The 18744-nt window shown below is 38.8% G+C and carries 19 protein-coding genes and 2 tRNA genes; 14 read left to right on the top strand and 7 right to left on the bottom strand.

The features are described 5' to 3' along the window. The first annotated feature begins 13 nt into the window (after positions 1–13). The gene (gene glpK, locus H0W62_05215; GenBank protein MBA3647939.1) at positions 14–1501 is read left to right on the top strand and encodes a glycerol kinase GlpK; all 1488 of its coding nucleotides are present in this window, start codon (positions 14–16) and stop codon (positions 1499–1501) included. Positions 1502–1939: 438 nt separating this feature from the next. On the opposite strand, the gene H0W62_05210 is transcribed toward glpK, so the two are convergent. The 3 genes from H0W62_05210 to H0W62_05200 form a co-directional block, all read right to left on the bottom strand. Further along, positions 1940–3007, bottom strand: a complete 1068-nt coding sequence (locus tag H0W62_05210) for a tryptophan 2,3-dioxygenase (GenBank protein MBA3647938.1) — start codon at positions 3005–3007, stop codon at positions 1940–1942. Between the two features lie 64 nt (positions 3008–3071). Then, on the bottom strand, positions 3072–3983 hold the full coding sequence (locus H0W62_05205; protein MBA3647937.1) for a sulfotransferase domain-containing protein: 912 nt from the start codon (positions 3981–3983) through the stop codon (positions 3072–3074). Beyond that, a complete protein-coding gene (locus H0W62_05200) occupies positions 3980–5326 on the bottom strand; it encodes an oligosaccharide flippase family protein (GenBank protein MBA3647936.1) in 1347 nt (448 codons plus the stop codon). Before H0W62_05200 ends, H0W62_05205 begins: the two co-directional genes overlap by 4 nt. Before the next feature lie 130 nt (positions 5327–5456). On the opposite strand from H0W62_05200, the gene H0W62_05195 reads away from it, so the two are divergent. Then, positions 5457–5816, top strand: a complete 360-nt coding sequence (locus H0W62_05195) for a hypothetical protein (protein MBA3647935.1) — start codon at positions 5457–5459, stop codon at positions 5814–5816. A gap of 35 nt (positions 5817–5851) precedes the next feature. Here the strand turns inward: H0W62_05195 and H0W62_05190 are convergent, their stop codons facing one another. Beyond that, entirely contained in the window at positions 5852–7144 is a 1293-nt protein-coding gene (locus H0W62_05190; GenBank protein MBA3647934.1) for a paraquat-inducible protein A, read from the bottom strand. A 161-nt stretch (positions 7145–7305) separates the two neighbouring features. On the opposite strand from H0W62_05190, the gene H0W62_05185 reads away from it, so the two are divergent. After that, on the top strand, positions 7306–7740 hold the full coding sequence (locus H0W62_05185; GenBank protein MBA3647933.1) for a hypothetical protein: 435 nt from the start codon (positions 7306–7308) through the stop codon (positions 7738–7740). Positions 7741–7802: 62 nt separating this feature from the next. On the opposite strand, the gene H0W62_05180 is transcribed toward H0W62_05185, so the two are convergent. Then, positions 7803–8981, bottom strand: a complete 1179-nt coding sequence (locus H0W62_05180; protein MBA3647932.1) for a glycosyltransferase — start codon at positions 8979–8981, stop codon at positions 7803–7805. Between the two features lie 921 nt (positions 8982–9902). Here H0W62_05180 and H0W62_05175 point away from each other — a divergent pair. The 5 genes from H0W62_05175 (at position 9903) to H0W62_05155 (ending at position 12772) form a co-directional block, all read left to right on the top strand. Next, the gene (locus H0W62_05175; GenBank protein ID MBA3647931.1) at positions 9903–10670 is read left to right on the top strand and encodes a superoxide dismutase; all 768 of its coding nucleotides are present in this window, start codon (positions 9903–9905) and stop codon (positions 10668–10670) included. Between the two features lie 178 nt (positions 10671–10848). Continuing rightward, positions 10849–10926, top strand: a tRNA-His gene (locus tag H0W62_05170). Between the two features lie 36 nt (positions 10927–10962). Beyond that, positions 10963–11757: a class I SAM-dependent methyltransferase gene (locus H0W62_05165; GenBank protein MBA3647930.1), complete on the top strand. Its 795-nt coding sequence runs from the start codon at positions 10963–10965 to the stop codon at positions 11755–11757. Between the two features lie 50 nt (positions 11758–11807). Then, a complete protein-coding gene (locus H0W62_05160; GenBank protein ID MBA3647929.1) occupies positions 11808–12197 on the top strand; it encodes a hypothetical protein in 390 nt (129 codons plus the stop codon). Then, the gene (locus H0W62_05155) at positions 12197–12772 is read left to right on the top strand and encodes a hypothetical protein (protein MBA3647928.1); all 576 of its coding nucleotides are present in this window, start codon (positions 12197–12199) and stop codon (positions 12770–12772) included. Before H0W62_05160 ends, H0W62_05155 begins: the two co-directional genes overlap by 1 nt. 17 nt (positions 12773–12789) lie before the next feature. Here the strand turns inward: H0W62_05155 and H0W62_05150 are convergent, their stop codons facing one another. Further along, complete coding sequence (locus H0W62_05150; GenBank protein ID MBA3647927.1) at positions 12790–13425, bottom strand: NUDIX domain-containing protein; 636 nt, start codon at positions 13423–13425, stop codon at positions 12790–12792. Positions 13426–13526: 101 nt separating this feature from the next. Between H0W62_05150 and H0W62_05145 the strand changes: the two genes are divergently transcribed. The 5 genes from H0W62_05145 to H0W62_05125 all read left to right on the top strand — a co-directional run bounded on the left by H0W62_05145 (position 13527) and on the right by H0W62_05125 (position 16730). Further along, positions 13527–14174: an orotate phosphoribosyltransferase gene (locus H0W62_05145; protein ID MBA3647926.1), complete on the top strand. Its 648-nt coding sequence runs from the start codon at positions 13527–13529 to the stop codon at positions 14172–14174. Continuing rightward, positions 14135–14767, top strand: coding sequence for a hypothetical protein (locus H0W62_05140; protein MBA3647925.1), 633 nt, complete (start codon positions 14135–14137; stop codon positions 14765–14767). Before H0W62_05145 ends, H0W62_05140 begins: the two co-directional genes overlap by 40 nt. Positions 14768–14783: 16 nt before the next feature. Then, positions 14784–15776, top strand: a complete 993-nt coding sequence (locus tag H0W62_05135) for an alpha/beta fold hydrolase (GenBank protein ID MBA3647924.1) — start codon at positions 14784–14786, stop codon at positions 15774–15776. 113 nt (positions 15777–15889) lie between these two features. Then, a complete protein-coding gene (gene crcB / locus H0W62_05130; protein MBA3647923.1) occupies positions 15890–16267 on the top strand; it encodes a fluoride efflux transporter CrcB in 378 nt (125 codons plus the stop codon). Positions 16268–16316: 49 nt separating this feature from the next. After that, the gene (locus H0W62_05125) at positions 16317–16730 is read left to right on the top strand and encodes an EamA family transporter (protein ID MBA3647922.1); all 414 of its coding nucleotides are present in this window, start codon (positions 16317–16319) and stop codon (positions 16728–16730) included. Between the two features lie 88 nt (positions 16731–16818). Here H0W62_05125 and H0W62_05120 read toward each other — a convergent pair. After that, positions 16819–16893, bottom strand: a tRNA-Val gene (locus tag H0W62_05120). Between the two features lie 114 nt (positions 16894–17007). On the opposite strand from H0W62_05120, the gene H0W62_05115 reads away from it, so the two are divergent. Further along, positions 17008–18342 carry an MATE family efflux transporter gene (locus H0W62_05115; GenBank protein MBA3647921.1) on the top strand — a complete coding sequence of 445 codons (1335 nt, stop codon included), beginning with the start codon at positions 17008–17010 and terminating at the stop codon, positions 18340–18342. Positions 18343–18744 lie beyond the last annotated feature (402 nt).

Raw genomic sequence — 18744 nt, 5'->3', positions numbered from 1 at the left:
CATTTTTTAATTAATGAAAAAATACATTCTTGCATTAGATGAAGGAACCACAAGTGCCCGTTCCGTTTTGTTTGATGACAGCGCCAATGTTTGCGGCACTTCACAAAAAGAATTTGTCCAGTATTTTCCAACGCCCGGCTGGGTTGAGCATGATGCAGAAGAAATCTGGAATACACAGCTGGAATCCATTTATGAAGTGATAAGCAGCAGCAATATCACTGCTTATGACATTGCAGCCATAGGGATCGCAAATCAGCGCGAAACTACGGTAATATGGAATCGGAAAACAGGAAAGCCTGTATATAAAGCCATAGTGTGGCAGGATAGAAGAACATCCGGCATATGTGATGCTCTGAAGGCTAAGGGTTACAGTGAAATTGTAAAAGAAAAGACCGGTCTGGTGATTGATGCGTACTTCAGTGCTACCAAAATAAAATGGATTCTAGACCATGTTGAAAACGCGCAACAGCTTGCCATCAATAACGAATTGGCTTTTGGAACCATAGACTCCTGGCTCATCTGGAAGTTGACGGGAGGCAAGGTCCATGCTACAGATTTTTCAAATGCATCCCGTACTATGCTGTTTAACATCAACACGCTTAAATGGGATGAAGAGCTATTGAATGAATTAAATATTCCGGCATCCATTCTTCCCGAGGTAAAAAATACAAGCAGCTTATTTGGTTACACAGATATGAAGATATTTGGAGTAAAAATTCCTGTTACAAGCGCGGCAGGCGATCAGCAGGCTGCGCTGTTTGGGCACCGGTGTTTTGAAACCGGAATGGCAAAGAACACATATGGAACAGGCTGTTTCATGCTGATGAATACTGGGAGAAAGAAAGTTTCATCTGCTTCAGGATTGTTAACGACCATTGCATGGAAAATAGATGACTCTGTAGAATATGCATTGGAGGGAAGTGTATTTATCGGCGGAGCCGCTATTCAATGGATGCGGGATGGATTACAGCTTCTTTCTTCTTCAGCAGAATCAAGCATTGCAGCCTTGAAGGTGGCTGACAATGGTGGGGTGGTGGTAGTTCCTGCTTTTACAGGACTTGGGGCGCCTTACTGGGATATGTATGCAAGAGGAGCAATATTCGGATTGAGCCTGGGCACTACTGCAAACCATCTTATCAGAGCCACTCTTGAATCTATTGCTTACCAAACCTATGATGTGATTAATGCAATGGAGAAGGATTCCAGCATAGGGTTACATCAATTAAGAGTGGATGGTGGTGCCTGCGAAAATAATTTCTTAATGCAGTTTCAATCTGATATTTTAAATGTGATTGTTGCCCGGCCTGCTATGCGTGAAGCCACGGCACTTGGTGCTGCCTATCTTGCAGGGTTAGCTGTAGGCTTTTTTAATAAAGAAAAAATTCTCAGTCACAATAATAATGATAACGTTTTTTCTCCAGAGATGAATGAGAATGAAAGAGATCAATTATTAAATCAATGGCATAAAGCTATTGAAAGAGCTAAAGGATGGGATTCATAACCTGATAACTTCGTAACATGTCTGTATATATAATTCAATACATTTTATTTGAAAAAATTAGAAGTGAATAGAAGTTGTTGAAACCTGTTCAACACTATAGATATCTACCAACTGTTCTTTCCCTTCAGCCTGACATCGGCAATATTCCTTATTGCAAATTTACCGGAATCAGCATGATGCGTTCGTATTCTTCTGATCCAATTATTCTTGAAACCATTTATAGATTACATACCAAAGTCAGAAACAGACCTGAAAATTATGTTAAGACTTACCTTTCCCGGAAACATGACACACAAATTGTTTGAAGGCTCAATCACGTTTCTTTCCATATTCCACCTTTGAAACAAGGTTAGATTAAATAATATAACCTGTTGATAATTATTTATTTAAGGGGATTTATAATTGTTGATATTCATGGATTATAATTCTTACAATCAATTAATTTACAACATTCGATTTATTTATATCTGAATAGCCTAATATATGCTGAAGTTCGGGTGTTAAAACCGGTAAATTCCTTCGCTCAATCAGGAACGAAGTGAGTTCTGCAATTTCCTTAAAAATATAATGCTTGTCAAGTGCAGAGCGCAGGTAATCTTTACCACTGCTTCCACCGGTTCCAATGCGCGTCCCAATCATTCGGTGCACCATATTTACATGGCGATATCGCCATGTGCTTATTAATTCATCTATATCCAATAACGTATTAAGAAGCTGGAATGGAAGCTGCATTAAAGGATAATCGCGGTAAAGCATAATGAAGAGAATACTGCGATTCGCCTTGCGTGAAAAACTGCGGTTTTCCGGGTACGGCATGTTCTCCATAAATAATTCGTCAAAGTGCTGAAGGTTGCTTTTTTCTGCGTCCACTAAACTGCTATCATATAATTTACGGTAGTCATTCCAAAATGTGTGTTCGGACGATGTATTTGTATGAACCGCCATATATTTCTGCCACAGCTCTGATTGTTCAAAGAACGGCATTCTCTCCAGCCATTGTTTTATAAGGGTTACAATCGATGGAAGTGATTCTGCTTCTTTTACCTTTTGCACATCTGCAGGCTTAAGCATTGAAATATAATATTCCTGTGCAAAACGATGTTCATATTTCAAGCCCAGTGTGGCTTCAATAATTTTGAATTGAATACTTTGAAAGCCTGAGGCAGGACGTAATAAATTTCTAAAATCAAGGAAATCGAGCGGCGTCATGGTTTCAATAATATTGATCTGATCTACTGCAAGCATGAAAATAGAAGCGATGCGCTTAAGCCGGTGTACGCTGATGATTATATCGGGTGAATTGTCATTGATTCCTGACTGTCCAAAGATGCTACGAACTATTTCGAGTTCGAATAATATTTGTTTGAACCATAGCTCGTAGGTTTGATGGATTATTATAAAAAGCATCTCATCATCAGCACGCAACCCGGCTTTAATACTTTCTGGTTCCTGAGCACTTAGGATTTTATCGAGCTGCAGGTAATCGCTGTAATAAACTTCGCTCATATCAGTTGATTTATTAGAAACGTAAAGATCAGATAAAATAAAAAAGATGTATGTACAAAATGGCCTATCGATACCATTCCGTCAGATTCCTTTCCACAAGCCTTTCCAGGTTTTTGATATCAGGCATTAATTTCAACATTAGCTTTCTTTTAAATGCCGAGTCAATTTGTTCAGGTTCCTTATTTTTTGTGTTTACTTTCCAGAGCCAATACATGAGCCAATCTCTGCGCTTTGTCTGATGAGGAAAAAATATAGCACCTAAAGATTTAATCAATGCCGGAGGAGCAACAATAAGCCTCTTTAATAATTTACTCCGGCTGATTTTCCTGGAGTTGTAGACTTTAAAATCAGGATTGAAATCAGAAGTAATTTCAAGAAATTTTATTACCTCCTTATAAGCAGTGGTCACATCCTTTTTAAACTCTTCGAACAAAATAATTTTGACATTCTCTTTGCCGAAAACATCGATATATCTTTTTACCTGAACAAAATAAGAAGCTACCTCTGTATAATACAATCCTTCCACCGGGCATTTAATAGTCGGTGAAATCAGGTTACCTTTTTTGCGATCTTCCTCTGCTTTCACAGCATCTTCAAAATCGAGGATGATTTCATTATCGTTGAATACATGGTTGCTATGCAGTGCAACCATCATTTCTACGGGATTGCGAAGCAGGATAATAATTTTAGAATCAGGGTTTAGTTTATAAATATTTCCCGGCGCGGCTCGTGAGAAGAGGTTCCAGACAGAAATTTCACCCGCAATTTTTTCATTTTTCCAACCATCGTAATAACCGAAAAATTGCTCTTCGGTAAGCAATGGAAATCGAAAATGGAGATCTGTACAGAAATAATTCAGCTCCTTAATTCTGGGTAAGAAAATTTCAGGAAGTTGCTTTAGATAGAAATATAGGGAAGTGGTGCCGCTCTTCGGTGCCCCAACAATAAAAAAACCAGGTATTTTATTGGTGCTCATCTGATTCGCAGTAATGTGGAATTGATGCCTATTTTCCTGTAAACGGCAATAGCCATAAGCACATTCAGCAGAATATTATTTGTCGCAGCAGAGATGGCAGCACCGTTTATTCCTAAAACAGGAATCAGGATAAAGCTCAGAAGCGTGGTTACTAAAGCACAGAACAGGAGTATCTGAACCGCTGTTTTTTGATGGCCTGTCATGGTCAATAAATATCCTACCGAACCGGTTGCAAAATTAACCACCTGCGATACGGTAAGCAATATCAGTACAAAAGTTCCTGCGGCAAAATCATCTCCGAAAAGGTGCAGAAAAAAGGCGGGAAACAATAAAAAAAGAATTACTACAGGAGCGGAAAAGAAAAAACCAATGCGTAAACTTTTAGTAACCAAAGCCTGCAGCTCTTTCATATTTCTTTCTGCAAACAATTTTGAAATGAGAGGAGCGAGCACCACATTCATCGCAGCGAGCAAATAACCTTCAAGGTCAGATAGACGCGAGGCAATGGAAAAGATACCTGTTTCCTTTGCGCCGCTAAGTGAACCCAACATTAAAATCTGGATCTGTGAGAGATAAAAATAAGCACCATTCACGAGGAACAGTAAGAATGAAATTTTTAACCAGTAAGCCTGATCATAGGCGGGAGCTATGTCTGTAACTTCAGGTAATATCCTTCTACTGATAAAAACATTTCCGGCTAATAGGGCTGCAAGGATGCTGACCATGCTGATTACGATTACCGCATAAATATTCAGCTGGTCAGGAATAAAAAAATAATACACAGCAAGAAGTACCAGGAACAATAATGGCCTTAGTACTTTATCAGGAACCTGGCTCAGAGAGTTAAAGTGATACCCTCTGAGCCATGCAGAACGCAGGTTGATAACTGCAATTACCGGTAATATGGGCAGGGCAAACCATAACCCTTTTTGGAGAGAGTGGTCGGGCGGTTGATTTAAAAAAAAAGAGTAACAGAAGAGACTTAATGAAACAATAAAGGAAGTAATGATCACTCTGCGCAGTGCATATTTAAAATAACCCCGGATAAGGTCATTTCTGTTTAGCACCTGGTAATTTGGAAGCTCTTTTATAGCCAGCTGTTCTAAGCCAAGGCAGCTCAACACTGCAAGCAGGTTAACCCATGAAAAACTATAGCTGAAAACCCCATAGGACGCTGCTCCCAGTAAATTCGTAATGATTAAGCTTATGCTGAAAGAAGTGAACAATGAAAATGCCTGTATCGAAAATACGAGGATCAATTGTTTAGCATACCTGCTTTGCAGCAGATCACTTAATGTTTCTCCGATAGTTTTTTGAAAAATATGGCTGATATGCTTTAGCAAAAATTTTTTGCAGGGAAAATAGTCAATTAAACTTGTGGTTGATTCACAAATATCAGTATGCTCTATAGCTTAGGATGGCTCCATCAATGAAAAGATGGTTTACCTTTAGTAACATTTACAAAAGTCTGCAATGAAAACGATATTCTTTTTTTTCCTTTTATTAACAGGTAGTTTTGCCCTGGTTCATGCTCAAACGATTGCATGCGGTGAAGTTTCAAGCTACGTTGGACAATCAATAACTATTTGCACAGAAGTAAAGGGTGTTTCTGTAGATAGCGCGATAAAGCAGATCCCGACACTATTATTTCTATGTGCTCCATATCCTCACCAGGTGCTTAATGTAGTGATCCGAAAGGATGTTGCTGCAAAATTTCCAACATCCCCGACTACCTGGAATGGAAAACAAATTTGTGTTACCGGAACTATCAGTCTCTATAAGGGAAAACCTGAAATTGTAGTAAAAAATAAAGATCAGATTATTATCCACTGATCAACCGGAAAAAAAACCTTAAATTGGGGTATACTCTACCGAATTTTCCCGGAAGAATGAGAAATTCTCTTCAGGATCTCCGACAGGCATAAGCCGTACAATACAAAAGAAGTAAAAACAATAAATCCGGGCTGAAGGCTGGTCTCATTGGTCGCAATGCTGGTCAAGGTTTCTGTTTTAAAGTTCATATACTGCAACTGGTTATCGAGTATTCCCTTAAATCCCACATAAGCCATAAATATAGCGACTACGGTTACATCTGCCATAGACCACTTCCCTGATTTAAATGCTAAAAAATTTAAAATTTTGTTTTTTCTTATTTTTTCATTTCCCAATAAATAAATTTCTGTAGATATCAGCTTTGAAAAAGGAAATATAACACTGAAAACGAGAATCAGAGCACCTACCAGCATGGAATCCGTTTTTTTTGTGCTTAACAAAATTTTCACCACATCAAGTATGCTTTTGCTCTGGAAAAAAATTACTTGATCGTGAAATTGCACTTGCTGCCCCAAGAGTAAAAATTCAAGTTTCTTTATGCGTGCATCTATTTCAATCATTGGAGTAGTTAACCCAATTACAAGCACCACTATTGCCAATACTACTGAGAGAATAAATAATGGCTTTCTCAGACTTTCTGCCTTACGAAAAAACCACCAGGCAATTAATAGCAAAACCATAGATCCGATAACCAAATAGCAGAAACGGTATATCTCTGCCTGGAGATCCTTTATTATAGTGGCAGTCTTATCATTGAATTCATCAACCGTTTTTGCATTATAATTTGCAAGGATCATGCGGAACGCCGCAGTATCCACCAGGCTGTCACGGGTTTGAATGGCGAGCTCATCTATTTTTTCTGTTGCTAAAGTTTTAAGCTTATCTCTGTTCTCTGGCTTTTTTATTTCATCGATAACTGCTTGCGAAAACTGCGGCACTTTTTTACGGATGTCGTCAGTATTAACCAGTGCCTTTACTGCAATTTTTTTAATCTTCCCGCTGAAAGTTTTTTGATTCTGGTTCAGCATGCTGTCACCTTTGGTGATTATGGCATTCAGTGCCTTTGAGATTTGAATCTTCAGAGAACGTTCCTGTTCAGGTGAGAAAGAAAAATCCTGGATGCGGTTAATTAATATTTTTTGAATATTATCCTTCCAGGCATTCACTGAAAGCAGTCCGTAGCTGATGCTGTTTACCTGGCTATAATCTTTCTTTATGGCTGCGCGATGGCCGGATAGGGTATGAATTTGTATCCCGCACCAGATATTAAAGGCTATCATTCCCCCGAGGAATAAGATCAGAAGGAATTGCATAACAGACCACTTCATACGCCAGAAACTGAAAATCTTGGGTGAATATTCATAATAATATTAGGAATTATGGTCAGTCAGGTGACTTTACAAGTATGGTAACACTGAAAAAAGCTCGGTACAAATTAATGAAATGATGGTATGGAACACGTTTTGTGATTCTAAAATAAAGATAAACTATGCAAAACGAACCTGTAATTTACACAGATGGTCACGGAATAAAAGTTACTTCCAGCAGTTTGATTATCGGCAAAGCGCAATACCTGATTAATGGAATAACAAATGTTTCCCTTTTTATAATTAAAGCCCCGATTGCTCCGGGAATTATTCTATTACTAATAGGGGCAGGAGCGGCTATAGCAGGTTTTATGAATATTTTTCCGGATCGCGTTTCCACATCAGGAACCTATCAGTTAACCTCTAACCAGATTGCAATAGCAGCAGGCGGCATACTTTTCCTTATTGGAGTTATCTGGTTACTTTTTTCAAAAGAAAAATATACCGTACGCATTACAACGGCTGAAGGCATAAAGGATGCTGTGACCAGTACTAAAAAGGAATACATACGGCAAATTGTAGATGCAATCAGCGAAGCACGATACACACCCATGTAATGTGTTTGATTTATGAATTAAAAGCAAATGGGTTTTGCTGATAAGAAACGGGAATTAAAAATTCATTGTTTGGAATTTTCTTTTTGCCTGAGCATAGAGCAATAGATGTCCAGGAAAGTTTTTCCGACTACTTCTTCAGAAAAGTGGCTGGCCACAAATTCCTGTAGCTTTTCAGGACTGAATTCCGGATGATGTTTATACATCCATTTCATGGCCTCAGCCAGCTGATCGTCACGGTTTATTGCAATAGTGAGCCCTCGTTCTTCAGTAATAAATTCCTCTGGCCCGCCAGCCTTTGTAGTAATTACCGGAATGCCTGAAGCAAGGGCTTCCGCTGCTGCCATAGAGAATGTTTCACTAAAGCTGTTTACTATAAGGAAAGAACACTGATTAAGGAAGTCATACACCTTCTGGTTTTGCAGGCCATAATGGAAGAAAATCTTTTTATTCAGCAGCTTCAGTTCTTCTGCCAATGCTTCGCCCTGATCATAAATCCCTGCAATGATAATATGAAGGTTAGCAAGAGGTATTTGCGGCTCTAAAAAGCCGAAGACACGGATGATTGCATTTATGTTTTTCCTTGCATCATTAGCATTTGCAATAGTAACCATCCTTACATCTGCAGTCTGCTCCTTTACTATTATTGTTTGTTTAGTGAAAACTACGTTTGGGATTACCTGGTATCTTCCCCTGATTCCAAAACGTATCATGGCATTCTGCAAAGCTGTGGATACCGTAGTAATCACGAAGGCACGGTGAGCCACATAACGCGTATGGATTTTCAGATAGGCAAGCCAATGCGGCTCCAGGGAAACATAAATGCTTGAATGTTCCGTAATGAGATAAGGGATGTGATACCTGAACCGTAAATAGAGAGGAAGTACAGCGGCCCGGGTGAGTATGTTCACGTGGCAGACATCCGGCATAATAAATTCACGCTGTGCTTCCTTCCATCCTAAAAGGGTTGCTTTAACATAGCGAAAAAATTTGATGGACCGGGCGAAGAAATTTTTCCCGACATCATTGTTGCGGTAATAGACATGAATCACTTTAAAGCCATAGGGAGCACTTATCTGCACATCGTAGCCGGCATCGGATAAGTTTTTATCAGCACCTACATATAATACCACCAGGTGAGCAAACCGGTGTATTGCTCTCGCGTGGTTTTCAATGAAATTTCCATCCAGCGGATCGATGCGATTGGGATACCAGCGTGTAGTAAACAATACCTTAGGCCGCATAGGTGCGAAGATATACGAAGAAGATTCAGTGGAAGAGCAATTTTATTCCTTTGCTACTTTTTTTGATTGTAATAGATTGCTGGTCGGGATTTGCAATCCCGACTAAGTAATATTGGATTTGTAATCCAATCAAAATAAATATCATCAAGTAGAATTACATCAATTAATCCTTTTTCACCAACGTAATAGCAGACAGAACTAGAAAGGTAATCTTCAGCATGAAAGACAATCATTTCTTTCACAGGCTTGTGATGAATGTAATCAAGCTTTTGTTGTAGTATTATCCCATACTGATCCAGTTCAACGGGATGTTTCCCTTCCTGCCAGGATTGAAATTCCTTAATCTCTGGATTTATCCTTCCTGTAAACTCAAATTTATTTAATAGGCATATTTTACGGCTCTCTTATAGATCATTTTTAATAAGCTCAATTATACTTTTTGGAGTGAATTTTTTAAATCGCGAAGGACATCCCGAAGATTAAAGCCAGGGTTTGCATCTGCAATCAGGTGAAGATGGTTGGTCATCAGGCATCACCTATAAATTCTCAATCTCTTATGAGCCTGACAAAATTCTAATGATTGAATCAATGCTAATTTATAGCTCGGCCTGGTAAAAATATCTATCACACTATAAGTGTCACTGGCAGAAAATATATATCTGATTGATTATTGATTTGATATTTAAACGCTATTATCTATAAGTTGATCTATAATCCAAAGTGATGTGGGTTATGTGGTAGGAATTACAAATGCCGACCAGCAGAACAGATTATAAATCCTCACGATCCGAGCATCTGTAAACTTGATCTTTAATGAAGGTAAAATCATTATTACTATTTCACGTTTTTTATAATCTTTCTTTATTATTATTTTTCAGCAAAATGGTTTCCTTTAAATTCATTCAATAAAAAAATCTATTCATGCAAAACATTAAAAAAAATTCACGCCGCGAGTTTCTTAAAAAAAGCACATTAACCGCTGCCGGCGCCATTGGCATCCTTGCGTTTCCTGCAGGCAAATCATTTGCCTCCGGTTCAATCCAGACCATGGAAAGACGAGAAGCACCTGAAGAAGGCCCTTTCAAGCTTCCTCCATTACCTTATGCTTATAATGCTTTAGAGCCTTATATCGATGCGCAAACCATGGAAATTCATTATACAAAACACCACCAGGCGTATGTAGACAAGCTTAATGCAGCTATTTCCAAAGTTCCCAATTTTAAAGATCAGGGCATTCGCCAGTTACTTTCAAACATCGATGAATTACCTGAAGAGGTACGTAATTCGATTCGGAATAATGGAGGAGGCCATTGGAACCACACTTTCTTCTGGGAAATTTTGCACCCTAAAACAGAGATCATTCCAACCGGAAAACTTAAGGATGCCATGGTTTCACAGTGGCAAACTATGGAAAATTTTACTACTGCTTTTAATGATGCGGGTAAGAATTTATTTGGTTCAGGATGGGTTTGGATGATCAGCGATAAGAATGGTAAATTATCCATCACTACTACGCCTAACCAGGATAACCCATTGATGAATGTTGCAAAAGACCAGGGTAAGCCTGTTCTGGGAGTTGATGTGTGGGAACATGCCTACTATTTGAAACATCAGAACCGTCGTCCGGAATATCTTACCGACATCTGGAACGTAATTCATTGGAATAAGGTGATGGAAAATTATGGCTAATCCGTTTTCTTTAAACTTATAATCTATAGTATAAGCGGAATGAAAAAGTAATCATTAGTTGTGAAAATTGAATTTACTTATTTTTGCGCCGTTGTAATTGATACGATTGCTTTCTAAGCGATATTGCACAATGGATTAGCGGTGTACATCTTAAAATAAATATTACATAAGGTATTTGGTGGCTGTAGCTCAGCTTGGTTAGAGCATCAGATTGTGGATCTGAGGGTCGTGGGTTCAAGTCCCATCAGTCACCCCAAATAAAACCTCCGAAAGGGGGTTTTGTCATTTACTTATGCTTCAGATAAGAAAACGTTTTCATCTCTTTGAGTTTGAAGACCTGCCGTGGTTTCCGGATGTGGTTAGGGAAGGCATGACGGATTTCCTTCGCTTTATGATCACGAAGACGAATTTTTACGAACCTGTAATGCCCATAATTGCAGCCACTCTCAAAAAAACAGGTGAAAACCAACTGATGGAACTGGGAGCCGGTGGCGGGGGTGGTGCCTTGAAAATGCAAAAGCAGTTACAACAGCTTGGATTGGTTCCTGAAATTATTTTAAGTGACTTGTACCCCAATATTCCGGCTTATCGTGATTTAAAAAATATTTCAAAAGGTCGCATCAATTATATTGAGGAACCGGTGAATGCATTAAATGTACCCGAGGATTTAAAAGGAATGCGCCTCCTGTTTTCATCGTTTCATCATTTTAATCAGGAAGATGCAAAAAAGATATTGCTGGATGCAAGAACTAAAAACGCACCGATCGGAATTTTTGATGCGGGAACAAAAAGTGTTCTTACCATTCTGTTCGGTGTCATTCTTTTGCAGCCTCTCATTTTCTTTTTTGTTACACCCTTCATCAGGCCTTTTAAGTGGAGCAGGTTATTGTTTACTTACATTCTTCCACTGATTCCCCTGTGTACACTGTGGGATGGATCGGTTTCAGTGCTTCGCTTCTATACCGTAGAGCAGCTAAACGACCTTATTAAAAACATGGATGACAGCGGCTATTTTTATGAGACAGGACAAGTGAAAAACCGGATCGGTATAAAGGTGAATTACCTTGTAGGGTATCCGTTGGGTTAATCCGGAGCTAATGCTTTTATATTATATTCACATGCTTTTTGTTCTGATATATGGAACGATCCTGGAAGATTACTTTTACCGTACTATTAGCAGCGATCATCATTTTGCTGCTGATGAATTTGCGCCAGAAAGATAACCGCATTGACAATGCGCTCCGAAAATTGGATTCCACAAAAATGTTGCTTGGCATCACGCTGGCATCTGTGGACAGCTCCCAAAAATATTTAACTGACCTGCAGAATAAGATAACCACGTATGATATATTCCTCAGCTCCCTCAACAGTAGTGTAAACAATCTCACAAAAAGCTTTAAAGCGGATGAAGCAAATTTTAATTTGCGCAAGGAGCAGGCGAAAAAAAAATACAGCCAGACAAAAGATTCGTTGTTAAAATATAACCGGCATGACTGGCCGGCAATTGTAATTGATACTTCACGATAATGATTATACAGATCAAAAATTATTTGCTGGCTTCGCTTATTTTAATCCTGCTTTATTCCAGTTTATTTGCACAGAGCACCACTGAATCTATATGTGATGATCATTCTTTCAGCGTTCTTCCCAGGCTTAACGGCCAGGTAATAAAAGTAACCTGTGATACGGTGTATATTCTCAACAAAACCACTTTTCGCTTACTCAGTTCTTCCTATAAGAATTTCAGGTCACAGAGCGGATCCTTGAAAAATTTTTTCGATGCCGCCGATAACTACCTGTATGAATACGACAGGCATGAAGCAGAACAGGCCGCTAAATTTGATTCCCTTCGAAACTATTTCCAGTTACTTACCGATTCTTCTAAAAACCTTGTGAATATTACAAATGCCCATATGCAAACCATTAATGCTGATCTTTCATCCATACAATTGAATGTGGAATCCGCGCGTGAAAAAATATCATCGGCGCAGGTTGATATTGTAAAAAATGAAAGGAGAAAATGGTGGGACAGGGTAAAATGGGGATTGGGAGGGTTGGTAATTGGAATTGCCGCAACAACCATTTTGATTGGCATAAAATAAGACTGTCTTACTTAAAATTAAATTTCATTAAGCACATCAACTATTGAGAGATATGAATTCTTCAGGTTCTGCTTAACTTTTGATCTTGTGCACCATTCTGCTTTTTCAATTCCCTCGTTAGCCTGTGGAATCAATTTTCTATCCTTACTTTTCATACGGTACCAGTAAGTGGATTTAAGAATGCGTTTTCCCTTTAAATTATACGTATGGTAAGTGCAACCCTGGGTGGCTTTCAGAAATTTAATCTGTGATTGAAGAGTCAGGTTTTCTATTGCTGTTTCTTCCTGCACTTCGCGTTTAGCTGTTTCACGGATGGATTCTCCCTTTTCAAGTTTTCCTTTAGGCAAATCCCACTTGCCTCTTCTGAAGATCATTAATATTTTGTCTTCTTCGTTAAAAACAACACCGCCAGCTGCTGTAATTTTTTTATAGCATGAAAGAAATACCCTTTCCAAATCTGATATAGACTTATGCAGAATTACCCAGGTGGCCGGAGGTTGCTGTTCTATTGTTTCAATTTGTTTTAATAAATCTTTTTTGTTTTGGAACTCATAGATAAAGAATTCTTCTTCAAGGTATTTTAAAAGTGATGTATTTCGCTCCCTATAACTGGCCAGGAATATGCTGGAATTGTTGATGAAAATTTTTTTCATAGATACATTAAAATCAGGGCCCGAAAATAATACCAAAAAATAGTTAAACACTTTTAAAGCGTTGCAGGTAAATTATCTTTGTAAAAAATATCGGGCATAGGATGATTTTGAATGAATCTGTAGCGCAAAAGATGGCTGGTTTGCTTCTGCAAATAAATGCAGTCAGGTTAAACCTTAATGAACCATTTACCTGGTCGAGCGGATGGAAGTCGCCTATCTATTGCGATAACCGGCTTTCGCTTTCTTTTCCTGAGATAAGGACCTTTATTAAAGAAGAGATCAGCAATATCATTAACCTCAAGTTTCCTGATACAGAATTAATTGCCGGTGTTGCCACGGCGGGTATAGCTCACGGCGCATTGGTTGCTGATTATCTTGAAACACCATTTTGCTATGTACGCTCATCTTCAAAAGGGCATGGTCTCGGTAATAGCATTGAAGGATTGGTAGTCCCGGGCCAAAAAGCAATAGTGGTAGAAGACCTCATTTCCACGGGCGGAAGCGGCATAAGTGTAATAGATTCATTGCGGGGGGCTGGGTGTGAAGTGACAGGGCTGATCGCAATTTTTACATATGGGTTTCCGGAAGCAGAAAAAAAATTGCTCTCAAAACAAGTTTTGTTTTATACACTTACAGATTACGATACCTTATTAAATGAGGCGCTTTCACAGGGCGTCATCTCTGGAGATCAGCTATCGGGGCTACAGCAATGGCGTATGGCTCCGTCAACCTGGGAGGGCCTTCGATGATCTGGGTTATTCCAATACTAAATGCCGCTTTTGGATGGTTAATAATATCAGCATTATCCTGGTTTTTGATTCATCCGATTAAAAGAAAGAATTTTTTCATTGCTGAAGTTCAGGGTTTCATTCCGAAAAATTTAAATAAATGGGGTATTCAGTTGGGTGGATACGTCTCACAAAATTTTTTCAGCATCAGCAGGCTAAAAGAGAGCATTCTTGAAGAAGAGAACCTGCGCCGGATACATTCCCTGCTTGAGGAAAAGGTTGATAATTTCCTTAAGAATAAGCTGAAGGAAAAAATTCCTATTTTTTCTATGTTCGTCACAGATTCTCTTATTCTGCAGATGAAGGAAATCCTGACGAAAGAACTGGAACAAATGGTTCCAGACCTAATAAATTTTTTCGCAGATGACCTCCAGGCGAAATATGATATGAATAAACTGATTAGTGAAAAGTTGAGTTCGCTCTCCACTGAGGATTTAAAAAATAAGTTTTATACCATGGCAGGTAAAAATATTTTACAGCTTAAAGTATGCTGCGCTTTTTTTGGAGGTATTCTTGGGCTGTTCGAAATTTTTTTACTTCACCTGAACAGGTAATATTAGTATTGAGAAAATGCCATTGGTTCGCTCTGCATATAAAAATCCATGGTATTTACCCACAGCAGATCTTCAAACTATTGTACCGAATATATTTCGCGTAGTAAAAGGTGTAGTATACAAAAGGGAAAGAATCTCAACTCCTGACAGCGATTTTCTCGATATAGATTGGCTTTCGAACAAATCTGCAAACATTGCCCTGCTGATACATGGTTTGGAGGCTTCTGCCCACAGCATGTATATAAAAGGAATGGCAAAGGCATTAAGTAAGCAGGGCTGGTGTGTGGCTGCTATGAACCTGAGAGGCTGCAGCGGATATCCTAACGTTCAACCCCGTTCTTACCATAGTGGAAGCACCGAGGATGTAAAAACTGTTGTTGATCATATTCTGAAATCACATCAATGTAAAAACCTGGTTATCGTCGGGTTCAGCCTGGGTGGTAACCTGGTATTGAAATACCTGGGTGAAAATGGTACTGCTATTCCTGCAGTCATCAGTAAGGCAGTAACCATCTCTGTTCCCGCTGATTTAAGGGCTTGTGCAGAATTTCTGGATCGCAATGCATTGAGCATTTACAAAAATCGTTTTCTTAAGTCCCTGAAGCAAAAAGCAATAAAGCACTTGCCGAATGATTCTTTTACCCTGGACAGAAGAGATATTGATAAGGTGCATTCGCTGGTTGATTTTGATGATTTGTATACAGCACCGTTATACGGATTCCGTAATGCGTATGACTATTATGCCAAATGCAGCGGGAAAAATTTTATTCAAGGGATCACCGTACCAACATTAATTTTGAATGCACGGAATGACCCATTTTTTACGGATGCCTGTTTGCCTGTGGAAGAGTGTACATACCACTCCGGTGTATTTCTGGAAGCACCCGATAAAGGAGGTCACGTAGGTTTTTCAATGGAAAACCCATATGGTTATTATAGTGAAATGCGAACACTTAATTTTTTAGGTGGATTTACCGATTCCTTTGTATCAGTTAGAACCGCGGGTTGATGATGAATAAAAAACCGAAATCAAAATATTTTATTTTTGCTTTGGCGATGGGGTTCGCCTTTAACCGCCTTAAACAAGCTGATAACTCCTGTTCAATATAAAACTTTTGCTGTATGAACAGGATATTTTTATTAGTAGGCGCAGGTGGTTTCCTGGGAAGCGTAGCCAGATTTTACTTTACTCAATTTATTAATTCCTGTTTTCCTTCCGCTTTTCCATTTGGAACAATTACTGTAAATGTTATTGGCTGTTTACTTATGGGATTTTTATATGCACTGGCAGAAAAAACAGGATTGCTCAGTTCAGAATGGCTGATATTTCTAACTATAGGAGTTTGCGGCGGCTTTACAACATTTTCCGGTTTTTCTTACGAGAATATGGTGCTGATTCAGGCCGGCCAATACGGGACAGCCCTTTTGTACACTTTGGCAAGTGTATTATTTTGCTTTGGTGCTTTATTCATTGGGAAATCGATCCTAAATTTTTTTTAGGATATGATCTCGTACCGTGATTCCAGTCAGTATCTTAAAACTTAAACCTATGTGGTGGATTTACGCCTTGCTTTCCGCATCTTTTGCAGCACTCACTGCAATCTTTGCAAAAATCGGGATTAAAAATGTTAATTCCGATCTGGCAACAGCTATTCGCACTGTGGTGATCTTATTTTTAGCCTGGGGCATTGCATGGTTTCGCGGAGGCACTGATTCTATATATTCACTGACAAGATATAATATTCTTTTTCTCGTTTTATCAGGTATAGCAACCGGGTTAAGCTGGATTTTTTATTTTAAGGCACTTCAAATAGGGGAAGTATCTCAAGTAGCCCCGGTGGATAAGGCAAGCGTTGCAATTGCCATTGTTTTGGCGGTTATTTTTCTAGGTGAAACGCTAACACTAAAAATGATAGCAGGAATTGTGATGATTATTTTTGGAACCATACTTCTTATTCATTAAGCGATTATAACAGTCAAAAGCTTTTTAAGGACTGCCATGGTATTGCATCTTTCTGTTAATTTTTTTGCTGTCCTGCAGAAAAATTATGTGAGACCTGGGGGAATCGAACCCTCGACCTCTTCCCTGTCAAGGAAGCGCTCTAAACCAACTGAGCTAAGATCTCAATGGGTCAAAAATAATGGTTTGAAGCGGGCTTTTTTAAGTAGAAAGAATACATTATTACACGGATTATTTTCCCCTTTCTCCAATCTGTATACCTTCGAAGAATTTTTGCAGCATGAATGACAATTATACTTCTTATCGCAATATCTTTTTAATAGCGTGGCCAATTATGCTGGGCTCCCTGGGACAGAATCTCATTTATCTGATTGATACTTCTTTCATCGGGAGGGTAGGAGAGATTGAACTGGGTGCAGCAGCCATAGGCGGTATATTTTATTTTGTTTTGTTCATGGTGGGTTATGGACTCAATACAGGCATGCAGGTAATTGTAGCACGCAGAAAGGGTGAAGGTGCAGATGCAGCAATAGGTGAAGTGGTAGACCATGAATTAATAATGATCCTGCTTCTGGCGCTTACTCAATTTTCTATAATGTATTTTTTTTCAGATAAGTTACTGTACTTCTTTGTTCAGTCCTCTCTTGTTCATGAAAAGACCAGCGAGTTCCTGCACTATCGTTCTTTCGGAATTTTTTTTAGCCTTATAAACTCCTGCCTTATGGCATTTTTTGTAGGAATTGGTAATACAAGAGTTACCACATGGACGACCGGGGTGCTATGCTTTGTCAATATCATTCTTGACTATCTGTTAATATTTGGCAAATTTAATTTTCCAAAGATGGGGATTGCCGGAGCAGGTCTTGCTTCTTCTATATCTGAAGCCACGGTTACCCTGGTTATTATTTTTTACCTCTACAGAAAAAATTTTGTAAAACTTTTTTCCTTGTTTCATTTCAGAAAAATGAAGCGTGCGCTAACCGTTAAAATGTTAAGTGTTTCGTCTCCCCTCGTGTTTCAGCAGCTTATAAGTGTCGGCACCTGGTTCTTGTTTTTTATTGTTATCGAGCACCTGGGAGAACGGGAGCTGGCCATCTCCAACCTCGTCCGAAGTCTCTATACCTTTTTTGGTATTCCCGTATGGGCACTTGCCTCCACAACCAATTCTATGACAAGTAATTTATTGGGGCAAGGCAAGCAGGAGAAGGTAATTCCGCTCATAAAAAAAATTGCCTCGGTAAGCATTGTTTTTTCCCTTGTCTTCGCCGCATTGGTAAATATTTTTCCTGCCAGTGTATTATCGATTTACACTAATGAAAAGGATTTGATTATCGCAAGCATTCCAAGCCTGAGGAGCGTAACAGTTGCAATCACCCTTTTTTCAGTTGCAGTGCTCACCATTTTTGCCGTGTCCGGAACAGGGGCAACCAGAGTGTCACTGTTAATTGAAGTGGCTTGCATTATTGTTTATGTCATATACGTTTACCTGGTGGCAGAGGTATTCCATATGAGCTTACCGGTTATCTGGCTTGCGGAAACCGTTTATTGGGTGTGTGCACTACTATTTTGCAGCTATTACCTGATCTATGGCAAATGGAGTATGAAAAAAGTGTAATTGTAATTTTGTAAACAAATAATGATGTATTGCTGGAAAGTCCATTAATCAGATTTCAAATCTCGATTTTAGTTTTCTTTAATACCTTTAAATCTTAATCCTAATACTCATGAAAAAATTTTGTCCATGGTCGGCGTCCTCCGCCGACCATCATTCGATTTCACTTAGATATAATTCATGTAATCGGTAAGAAAGGGGGAAATTCTTTTCATTTTTTGGCCGTTGATGGTCTTGGCCAAGGTTCAGTTAAAGCTGACCAACAACGATGTGGGTGGCTTCTATAAAACATTTACCTTGACACTAAAATGCAAGGTGGTAAACTTTATTTCTTTACTGCAACAGATCCTTCTAAAATTAGACAGCGATTTATGAAATATACAGCACAGGTAATTATTGAAGACT

This window comes from Chitinophagales bacterium (assembly GCA_013816805.1).
Taxonomy (GTDB): domain Bacteria; phylum Bacteroidota; class Bacteroidia; order Chitinophagales; family UBA10324; genus MGR-bin340.
Note: the sequence above shows the minus strand (reverse complement) of the source record. Positions and strands in the feature narration are given on the sequence as shown.

Coding starts and splice junctions, on each gene's coding strand:
- H0W62_05175 (MBA3647931.1), top strand. CDS start 9,903: ATGCAAAACATTAAAAAAAATTCACGCCGCGAGTTTCTTAAAAAAAGC.
- H0W62_05125 (MBA3647922.1), top strand. CDS start 16,317: ATGTGGTGGATTTACGCCTTGCTTTCCGCATCTTTTGCAGCACTCACT.
- H0W62_05140 (MBA3647925.1), top strand. CDS start 14,135: ATGGCGTATGGCTCCGTCAACCTGGGAGGGCCTTCGATGATCTGGGTT.
- H0W62_05210 (MBA3647938.1), bottom strand. CDS start 3,007: ATGAGCGAAGTTTATTACAGCGATTACCTGCAGCTCGATAAAATCCTA.
- H0W62_05165 (MBA3647930.1), top strand. CDS start 10,963: ATGCTTCAGATAAGAAAACGTTTTCATCTCTTTGAGTTTGAAGACCTG.
- H0W62_05205 (MBA3647937.1), bottom strand. CDS start 3,983: ATGAGCACCAATAAAATACCTGGTTTTTTTATTGTTGGGGCACCGAAG.
- H0W62_05195 (MBA3647935.1), top strand. CDS start 5,457: ATGAAAACGATATTCTTTTTTTTCCTTTTATTAACAGGTAGTTTTGCC.
- glpK (MBA3647939.1), top strand. CDS start 14: ATGAAAAAATACATTCTTGCATTAGATGAAGGAACCACAAGTGCCCGT.
- H0W62_05190 (MBA3647934.1), bottom strand. CDS start 7,144: ATGAAGTGGTCTGTTATGCAATTCCTTCTGATCTTATTCCTCGGGGGA.
- H0W62_05115 (MBA3647921.1), top strand. CDS start 17,008: ATGAATGACAATTATACTTCTTATCGCAATATCTTTTTAATAGCGTGG.
- H0W62_05155 (MBA3647928.1), top strand. CDS start 12,197: ATGATTATACAGATCAAAAATTATTTGCTGGCTTCGCTTATTTTAATC.
- crcB (MBA3647923.1), top strand. CDS start 15,890: ATGAACAGGATATTTTTATTAGTAGGCGCAGGTGGTTTCCTGGGAAGC.
- H0W62_05135 (MBA3647924.1), top strand. CDS start 14,784: ATGCCATTGGTTCGCTCTGCATATAAAAATCCATGGTATTTACCCACA.
- H0W62_05180 (MBA3647932.1), bottom strand. CDS start 8,981: ATGCGGCCTAAGGTATTGTTTACTACACGCTGGTATCCCAATCGCATC.
- H0W62_05150 (MBA3647927.1), bottom strand. CDS start 13,425: ATGAAAAAAATTTTCATCAACAATTCCAGCATATTCCTGGCCAGTTAT.
- H0W62_05145 (MBA3647926.1), top strand. CDS start 13,527: ATGATTTTGAATGAATCTGTAGCGCAAAAGATGGCTGGTTTGCTTCTG.
- H0W62_05185 (MBA3647933.1), top strand. CDS start 7,306: ATGCAAAACGAACCTGTAATTTACACAGATGGTCACGGAATAAAAGTT.
- H0W62_05160 (MBA3647929.1), top strand. CDS start 11,808: ATGGAACGATCCTGGAAGATTACTTTTACCGTACTATTAGCAGCGATC.